This is a genomic window from Allobosea sp. 01N443 (assembly GCF_056399325.1).
Genome location: NZ_JBFTRC010000226.1, coordinates 1 through 8,573, shown reverse-complemented (window position 1 = coordinate 8,573; position 8,573 = coordinate 1). Strand labels below are relative to the sequence as shown.

Below are 8,573 nucleotides of genomic sequence, written 5' to 3'. Positions count from 1 at the left end.
ACCGAGGCCTATATGGCGATGGGCATCACCAATGAGGCGCAGACTGCCGCTGCCGTGCTCGGGCATAACTTCCCCGACAGCCCCTGGTACAAGGACGCCTATACCCTGCTTCAGAGTGGCGGCCTCGAGCCCCGCGAGGATCGCGGCTCCTATATCAGCCGGTTGTTCAACGGCTTCACCCGTTCGGTCGTCGGCCTCGTCCGCTGAGGCCGGGCAGGTGCACGGCCGGGTGACGGACCGCATGCCACTCCCTTCAATCACGCGCTGAGCGTCATGCTGGCGCAGCTTTCGATCCGCGACATCGTCCTGATCGACCGGCTCGATCTGGCGTTTGGCGCCGGGCTGAGCGTGCTGACCGGTGAGACCGGTGCAGGCAAGTCGATCCTGCTCGACGGCTTTGCGCTGGCGCTCGGTGGTCGCGGCGACGGCGGGCTCGTGCGCCATGGCGAGGCGCAAGGCCAGGTCAGTGCCGTCTTCGACCTGCCGCTCGCCCATCCGGCTCGCAAGCTGGCGCAGGCACAGGAGATCGACACAGACGGCGATCTGATCCTGCGACGCGTGCAATATGCGGATGGCCGGACACGCGCCTTCGTCAATGACCAGCCGGTCAGCGTCCAGATCCTGCGGCTGATCGGCAGCGCCATCGTCGAGATCCACGGTCAGCATGATGACCGGGCCCTGACCGATGCGGCCCAGCACCGCGCCATACTTGATGGTTTTGCCGGCCTCGAAGGACAGGCCGAGATCACGGCGACGGCCAGCGATGTGCTGAAGCGCGCGCGACAGGCGCTGCAGACGCAGCGCATCCGTGTCGAGGCCGCGCGCAAGGAGGCCGACTTCCTGCGCCACGCGGTGGCCGAACTTGGCAAGCTTGCGCCGGAGCCGGGCGAGGAAGATGCACTGGCCAGCCGGCGCCAGGGCATGATGCAGGCGGAAAAGGTGGCGCGGGATCTTTCCGATGCCTATGAGGCCGTCGGTGGCCAGGCTTCCCCTGTCCCCTCTCTTGCGGCGGTGCTCCGCCGGCTGGAGCGGCGGGCTGCGCAGGCACCAGAACTCGTCGATCCCTCGATGGCAGCGCTCAACACCGCGATCGTGGCGCTGGAAGAGGCGGGCGAAGCGCTCGCGGCGGCCATGCGTGCGGCGGAGTACGATCCGCGCGAGCAGGAGCGGGTCGAGGAACGGCTGTTCGCCTTGCGGGCAGCGGGCCGAAAGTTCGACGTTCCCGTCGAGGCGCTTGCCGATCTTGCGGCCAGGATGAGTGCCGACCTTGCCGATCTTGACGAGAGCGAGAGCTCCTTGGCCCGGCTCGAAGCGGAGCTCGCTCGGGCGGAAGCAGATTATCTCGCCAGGGCGCGGGAGCTCTCTGCTGCCCGCGGCGAGGCCGCGCTGCGTCTCGACACTGCGGTCAAGGCAGAACTGCCGCCGCTGAAGCTCGAGCGTGCGCGATTTATTACCCATATCGATCGCGACGAGGATGCGCGTGGTCCGGAAGGGTTCGACCGCGTCGAATTCTGGGTCGAAACCAATCCCGGCACGCGGCCCGGCCCGATGATGAAGGTTGCGTCCGGGGGCGAGCTCTCGCGCTTCATGCTTGCCCTGAAAGTCGTGCTTGCCGAGCGCGGGTCGGCGCCGACCCTTGTCTTCGACGAAATCGATAGCGGAGTCGGGGGCGCGGTCGCGGATGCGATCGGAGAGCGTCTGGCGCGTCTGGCGCGACAGGTGCAGGTCATCTCGGTGACGCACGCGCCGCAGGTCGCGGCCAAGGCTGGACGTCATTTCCTGATTGCCAAATCGGCGCTGGACGATGACGCGGCCTCTCGTACGGTGACGCGCGTGACGCCGCTCGAGGACCGGACACGGCGCGAGGAGATCGCTCGCATGCTTGCCGGTGCCAGCATCACCGAGGAGGCGAGGGCTGCCGCCGCCCGTCTGCTCGACGCTGCTGGCCTGCATGGCGCGGCGGCGCGCGCCTGACCACAGCGATCTGCATTCCCTTTCTGCGAATTCTGCTCTAAGAGCGGCACAGACTGGCTTATGGTGTTATGGCTGCGTTTCGCGCGCCGCGATGCCTGCCTCACGATCTCCCGCGCMGCATCACGCCGCGCGCATGAACTCAAGGCCGATTAACGATGGCATTCCTTCCCACGAGCCCGCCGCTCGCGCGTGCGCTCGCCGAACGCAACTACAATGATCCGACGCCCGTCCAGAACGCCGTTCTGGAAGAGGCGGCGGCCGGACGCGACCTTCTGGTCTCGTCACAGACGGGCTCCGGCAAGACCGTCGCCTATGGGCTCGCCATCGGCGAGACCCTGCTGGAGGGCGCCGAGGTGCTGGGCCGTGCCGGGCAGCCCCTGGCGCTGATCATCGCGCCGACCCGCGAACTGGCATTGCAGGTCCAGCGCGAACTCGCCTGGCTCTACAAGCATGCCGGCGCCCGGGTGATCTCCTGTGTCGGCGGCATGGATCCGCGTCGCGAGGCCGCCTTGCTGGACGAGGGCGCACATATCGTCGTCGGCACACCCGGCCGCCTGCGTGACCACATCGAGCGGCACAGGCTCGATGTCTCGGCGCTCCGAGCCGTCGTCCTCGACGAGGCCGACGAGATGCTCGATCTCGGTTTCCGCGACGATCTCGAATTCATTCTGAAGACGACCCCAGCGGAACGCCGCAGCCTGCTCTTCTCCGCGACCTTGCCCAAGGCGATCATCGCGCTGGCGAGGAGCTATCAACGCGATGCCCTGCGCATCGAGGTGGCCGGCTCGGCAACCGGGCATGCCGACATCGAGTATCGCGCGATCCGTGTCTTCCCGAAGGAAGCCGAGCTCGCTGTCGTCAACCTGCTGCGCTTCCACGATTCGCCCTGCGCGCTGGTCTTCTGCAACACCCGCAATGCGGTCMGCCATCTCGAGGCGATCCTGCTGGAGCGCGGCTTTTCGGCCGTGGCGCTCTCAGGCGAGCTCAGTCAGAGCGAGCGCAACTCGGCGCTGCAGGCCCTGCGCGACGGGCGTGCCCGCGTTTGCGTCGCGACCGACGTGGCTGCGCGCGGCATCGACCTGCCGGGCCTGACACTGGTCATCCACGCCGAACTGCCGAACGATCCAGAGGTCATGCAGCACCGCAGCGGCCGGACGGGCCGCGCGGGCAAGAAGGGGACGAGCGTCCTGCTGGTGCCGCCCTCTCGGCGCCGCAAGGCCGACATGCTGCTCTCCGAGGCCAAGGTCGAGGCCGTCTGGGCCGGCGCTCCGACGCAAGAGGAAATCCGCGCGCTCGATCAGGAGCGGCTTCTGCAGGATCCGCTGCTTACCGGCGAGGCGAGCGAGGATGATGCCGGCATGGTCGAGGCCCTCCTCGCTGGTCGCTCGGCGCAGGAGATCGCGGCCGCCCTGGTCAGGGTCTATCGTTCGCGCCTGCCGGCGGCGGAGGAGGTCGGAGATCCCGGTTTCGGGCGCGACGAGCGCAGGCCGGTGCGCAGCACCGAGGATTACGCCCGTCCGCGCGAGCGTGACCGCGAGCAGGGAGAGAGGCCGCACAAGGCCGGGCCGCGTGGCGATACGGTCTGGTTCCGGCTGAATATCGGCCGCCGTGACGGCGCCGATCCCAGGCAGTTGCTGCCGATGCTCTGCCGTCGCGGCAAGATCACCCGTGACGAGGTCGGCGCCATCCGCATCTTCGACACGGAAACCAAGGTCGAGATCGATGCCGATGTCGCGGAACGCTTCGCGTCGCTGGCGAGCGCGACCGACCGGGACAAGATCGTGATCGAGCCCGTGACCGGCGAAGCCGAACGGCGCCCGGCCAAACCCTTCGCGGAGAAGGCATCCCATACCCGTGCGCCACGGGCCGATGATGAACGGGCGAGCGCGCCGTTCCCTGGCAAGAAGAAGCCTTACGAAGGCAAGGGCAAGCCCTTCGGCGCCAAGGCGCATGGCGGCAAGCCTTATGATCCCGTCCGGCGCGATCGCGAGCCCGTCTATGACGAGAACGCGGTGTTGCGCCCCAGCGAGCGGCCCTTCGAAAAGAAGTCGGGCCCCTCGGATAAGCCCTTCGCCAAGGGCAAGCCCTTTGCCGGCGCCAAGCCCTTTTCTGCCAAGCCCAACCATGGCGGGAAGAGCTTCGGCCATGGCAAGCCGGACGCCGGATTTGCAGGCGGTGAGCGTGGCAAGCCTGCCGGAAAGCCGTTCAAGAGCAAGAAGCCGCGTCGGGACGATCGCTGATCAGGGACGTCGTTCGCCAGCCCTGGCAACAGGGCTTGAGATCATTCAGAAACGCCCCCTCCCAGGCTAGGAGGGGGCGTTTCGCGTTTCGGTGACCCGTCCATCTTGAGCGGTGGGCAGGGAACTCTGTGTCATTTACGTGGCCGAGACCGTAGGGGAGCAGCGCTCGCGAACGGAGATGCGACGGCATGGAATGCGGCTGACGCCAGGACGTGGTCGCGTCCCGGTACAAGGCAAGTCGGGATTGTGTTGAGCCGCCGGTGATCAAGCGCTGAGGATGCTCCCGCCGACGAGCGTCGCTGACATCCGTAATGTTCGCCAACTTGCCGCGACTGGCGCTCCTCGGGCCCGGGGTCAGCGCAAGCCCAGGAAGGACAGGATAGCGAGGACCACGACCACGAGGCCGACGATGTAAATGATGTTGTTCATGAGAAGCCCCCGGCTTTGATCGGGCTGCTGGCGCCCGCATGATTCAGCGTCACCATTCTGCTGTGACGAGAACTGAACCGGTGCGGCGCGCAAAGGTTCCCAAACGGTGTTGGCGGCTGCAGGCGCGATGGAACCCCGAAGGTCGTGTAGGCCGGGCTGCTGAGCGATATCGCGGCCGGGCAGCGTTGAGAGGGAGCCGGATCGCTCCGACACCCTCTTCGGGTGAATTCATCTGCGTTCAGCGGCAGATGGTGACCGGGCGGACCACCGGGCCGACGCCCGGAACGAAACCGCGACGGAACACCTTGTAGCAGCCGCCATAATAGGCGCTGGCGTAGACCGGGCGGTATCCCCAGCCTGGGCGGCCCCAGCCCCAGGGGCGGGGATGACGAAAACCGCGGCCGAAATGGCCATGATGGCCAGGGCCGTGCCAGCCAGGCGCGGCTTGCGCGGAGGTGGCGGTGGCCAGCGAGCCGCCGATGAGGGCGCCGGCGCCGAGAATGAAGGCGGTGGCAAGGCCGGTGAGGATCGTGCGGGCGGTCATGAAATCTCTCCCTTGGCTTTGTGCGAGGCCGCGGGATGCAGCCTCATGACCTTTGGTCGCGCGARACGCGAGACAGGTTCAAAGCTGCGGGAGATTTTCTGAGGAGCCCGGCGCAACCGGGCCGAACCGGCCCGGTTGCGGAAGACGGGCTATTTCTCCACGACCTTGCGGTAGAGATGCCAGGTGGCGTGGCCGAGGATCGGCATGACCAGGACGAGACCGACCAGCACCGGCAGGCAGCCGAGGATAAGCAGGCCGGTGACCATGAGGCCCCAGATCATCATGACGCGCGGGTTGGCTTCGACCGCGGCAACCGAGGTGCGGATCGCCGTTGCCACATCGACATGCTTGTCGAGCACCAGCGGGAAGGAGATCACGGTCATTGAAAAGGCGGCAATCGCGAAGAGCGCGCCGAGCGCGTTACCGACGATGATCATGGTCCAGCCGTTCGGTGTCGTCAGTACGTCGCCGAGGAAGTCGCCGATCGAGGTCCCCGGCATGCCGCCAAGAAGCCAGCGATAGATCAGCCAGGCGGAGAGCAGCCAGGTGATGAAGAGCCCGGTCAGTAAGGCTCCGAGTGCAAGGATCGTCCCGATCGAGCGGGATTTCAGGATCGCGAAGGCGTGCGCCCATGAGGAGTTCATGCCGCGTTCCCGGCGTCGGCTGATCTCGTAGAGGCCGATGGCCGCGAAGGGGCCGAGCAGGGCAAAGCCGGACAGCAGAGGGAACAGCAATGGGAAGATGTTGTAGCTCACGGTGAGCTGAGCGATGACGACGCCCGCGATCGGATAGATCAATGCGATGAAGACGAGATGGCTCGGCTGGGCCATGAAGTCCTCGTAACCGCGCCAGAGCGCGTCGCGCAGATCGGCCGTGGTGATGGTGCGCACGCGCGGCTCAATGACGGGCTTGGCAGGCGCATTCGTCTTGCGGTCAGCATTGGAGATCATGCTGTCGAGATTGGCCATTGGCAGTCCTCCCGGTTCTGGCCCGGTGCGCAATGGCGGTCCTGACGCGATCCTTGGGTCAAGTCGCCGAAGGCGTCGAGCATCCAATTCCAGCGCCACCATTATACGCCTGATGACGGAACTTGTCGCAAGCCCGTGCGAACACGATGGTGAGACGCGCGCAGGCGATGGTCTTTCTCGACTCCAGCAACTCGCCTAAGACAACGGTCATGAGCGAAGCCGAACCCCTACCCGTCGAAGACCTGACGCCCCGCCAGGCGCGCGCCGAGCATAAGCTGCTGGCCGCCGAGATCGCCGAGGCCGACCGCGCCTATTTCCAGGAGGATGCGCCCATCCTCGACGATTCCGCCTATGACGCGAAGCGTCGGCGGCTGGTTGCGCTGGAAGAGGTGTTCGCGGAACTGAAGGGCAATGAGGCGCTCAGCGACAAGGTTGGCGCCAGGCCGTCCTCGAAATTCGCCAAGATCCGCCACCGCGTGCCGATGCTCTCGCYCGCCAATGCGTTCTCGGATGAGGACGTCGCGGATTTCGCGATGCGTATCCGCAGCTTCCTCGGGCGCAAGGATGATGCCGGGCTCGCCATCACGGCCGAACCCAAGATCGACGGGCTGTCGCTGTCGCTGCGATACGAGAAGGGCGAACTCGTTTCCGCGGCCACGCGTGGCGACGGAGAGGAGGGTGAGGATGTCACGCTCAATGCCCGCACCATCTCGGAGATCCCGCACAAGCTCGTCGGGGACGATGTGCCGGAGGTCGCGGAAGTCCGCGGCGAGGTCTATCTCGGCCATGCCGATTTTGCGGCCATCAATGATCGCCAGCGCGAGAAGGGCGAGCGCGAATTCGCCAATCCGCGCAATGCTGCAGCCGGATCGCTGCGCCAGCTCGACGTCTCGATAACCGCCGCGCGGCCGCTTCGTTTCTTTGCCTATGCCTGGGGCGAGATGTCGGAACTGCCAGCCGCGACCCAGTTCGGCGTGGTCGAAGCCTTCCGACGCTGGGGCTTCAAGACCAACCCGCTGATGCGCCGCTGCGAGCGTGTCAGCGAGCTCCTGGCGCATTACCGCGCGATCGAGGCCCAGCGCGCGACGCTGGGTTACGATATCGACGGCGTGGTCTACAAGGTCGACGATCTCGCGCTCCAGACCCGGCTCGGCTTCGTCGCGCGTGCGCCGCGTTGGGCGATCGCGCATAAATTCCCGGCGGAACTGGCGACCACCCTTCTCGAGGCGATCGACATCCAGGTCGGGCGCACCGGCGCGCTCAGCCCGGTTGCGCGGCTGCGCCCGGTTACTGTCGGTGGTGTCGTCGTCACCAACGCGACCCTGCATAACGAGGATTACATCCGGGGCTTCGATTCCAAGGGCCAGCCGATCCGCGACGGCGCCGATATCCGAGTCGGCGACACGGTGACGGTGAAGCGGGCCGGCGACGTGATCCCGCGCGTCGAATCCGTTGATCTCGGCAAACGGCCGGGGGATTCGCAGCCCTATGTCTTCCCGACGCTGTGTCCGGTCTGCGGCAGCCATGCGACGCGCGAAATCAACCCGCGCACGGGCAAGGAAGATGCGGTGCGCCGCTGTACCGGGGGGCTCATCTGCTCGGCGCAAGCTGTCGAGCGGCTGAAGCATTTCGTCTCCCGCGACGCGCTCGACATCGACGGGCTCGGCGACAAGCAGATCGAGTTCTTCCATGCCGATCCCGACCTGTCGGTACGGGAACCCGCCGACATCTATACGCTGGCGGCCCGCGACGCTGCCAATCTCAAGAAGCTGAAGGACAAGGAAGGCTTCGGCGCGCAAAGCGTGAAGAAGCTCTTTGATGCGATCGAGGACCGGCGCGCGCCACCGCTCAACCGCTTCGTCTTCGGACTTGGCATCCGCCATGTCGGTGAAACCACGGCACGGTTGCTGGCGCGGCATTACGGATCGTTCGAGGCCCTGCGCGAAGCAGCGACCGCTGCTGACCCGCAATCCCCCGAGCGGCAGGCGCTCGATGCCATCGACGGMATCGGCCCGACCGTCGTCGAGGCACTGGTCGAGTTCTTCGCCGAGGCCCACAATCAGGAAACGCTCGACCGGCTGCTGGCGCAGGTGACGCCGCAGCCGCTGGAGGCGGTCGCTTCGACGAGTCCGGTCGCCGGCAAGATCGTCGTCTTTACCGGCGCGCTGGAGCAGATGACCCGTGACGAGGCCAAGGCCATGGCCGAGCGGCTGGGCGCCAAGGTCGCGGGTTCGGTCTCGTCGAAGACCGACCTGCTGGTCGCCGGACCCGGAGCTGGTTCGAAGCTCAAGGACGCCGCGAAGCACGGGGTCAAGGTGATCGACGAGGCCGGCTGGTTTACCCTCGTGCGCACCTGAAGCTGCGTGCCATCGGCTTGTTTCGTCGCGGCGCTCCCGCCGTGACGAGACTGTCTAAGCG

The 8,573-nt window shown here is 66.5% G+C and carries 5 protein-coding genes and 1 pseudogene; 4 read left to right on the top strand and 2 right to left on the bottom strand.

Translation table 11 applies throughout. The features are described 5' to 3' along the window. The 3 genes and pseudogenes from AC1DRP_RS32335 to AC1DRP_RS32325 form a co-directional block, all read left to right on the top strand. Positions 1–207 (top strand): annotated as a pseudogene (locus AC1DRP_RS32335) (outer membrane protein assembly factor BamD); the annotation flags it as partial. 66 nt (positions 208–273) lie between these two features. Further along, positions 274–1,974, top strand: a complete 1,701-nt coding sequence (gene recN / locus AC1DRP_RS32330) for a DNA repair protein RecN (protein WP_476770637.1) — start codon at positions 274–276, stop codon at positions 1,972–1,974. A gap of 155 nt (positions 1,975–2,129) precedes the next feature. Next, positions 2,130–4,214 carry a DEAD/DEAH box helicase gene (locus AC1DRP_RS32325; protein WP_476770636.1) on the top strand — a complete coding sequence of 695 codons (2,085 nt, stop codon included), beginning with the start codon at positions 2,130–2,132 and terminating at the stop codon, positions 4,212–4,214. A gap of 667 nt (positions 4,215–4,881) precedes the next feature. Here the strand turns inward: AC1DRP_RS32325 and AC1DRP_RS32320 are convergent. Then, complete coding sequence (locus AC1DRP_RS32320) at positions 4,882–5,187, bottom strand: hypothetical protein (protein WP_441505340.1); 306 nt, start codon at positions 5,185–5,187, stop codon at positions 4,882–4,884. Positions 5,188–5,336: 149 nt separating this feature from the next. Next, positions 5,337–6,137, bottom strand: coding sequence for a DUF2189 domain-containing protein (locus AC1DRP_RS32315; RefSeq protein WP_476770638.1), 801 nt, complete (start codon positions 6,135–6,137; stop codon positions 5,337–5,339). 227 nt (positions 6,138–6,364) lie between these two features. Between AC1DRP_RS32315 and ligA the strand changes: the two genes are divergently transcribed. Continuing rightward, positions 6,365–8,512, top strand: a complete 2,148-nt coding sequence (gene ligA / locus AC1DRP_RS32310) for an NAD-dependent DNA ligase LigA (RefSeq protein WP_476770635.1) — start codon at positions 6,365–6,367, stop codon at positions 8,510–8,512. The last annotated feature ends 61 nt before the right edge of the window (positions 8,513–8,573 follow it).

What these genes read in the sequence shown, in the direction of transcription:
- recN (WP_476770637.1), top strand. Translation starts at nt 274, where the DNA reads ATGCTGGCGCAGCTTTCGATCCGCGACATCGTCCTGATCGACCGGCTC.
- AC1DRP_RS32320 (WP_441505340.1), bottom strand. Translation starts at nt 5,187, where the DNA reads ATGACCGCCCGCACGATCCTCACCGGCCTTGCCACCGCCTTCATTCTC.
- AC1DRP_RS32315 (WP_476770638.1), bottom strand. Translation starts at nt 6,137, where the DNA reads ATGATCTCCAATGCTGACCGCAAGACGAATGCGCCTGCCAAGCCCGTC.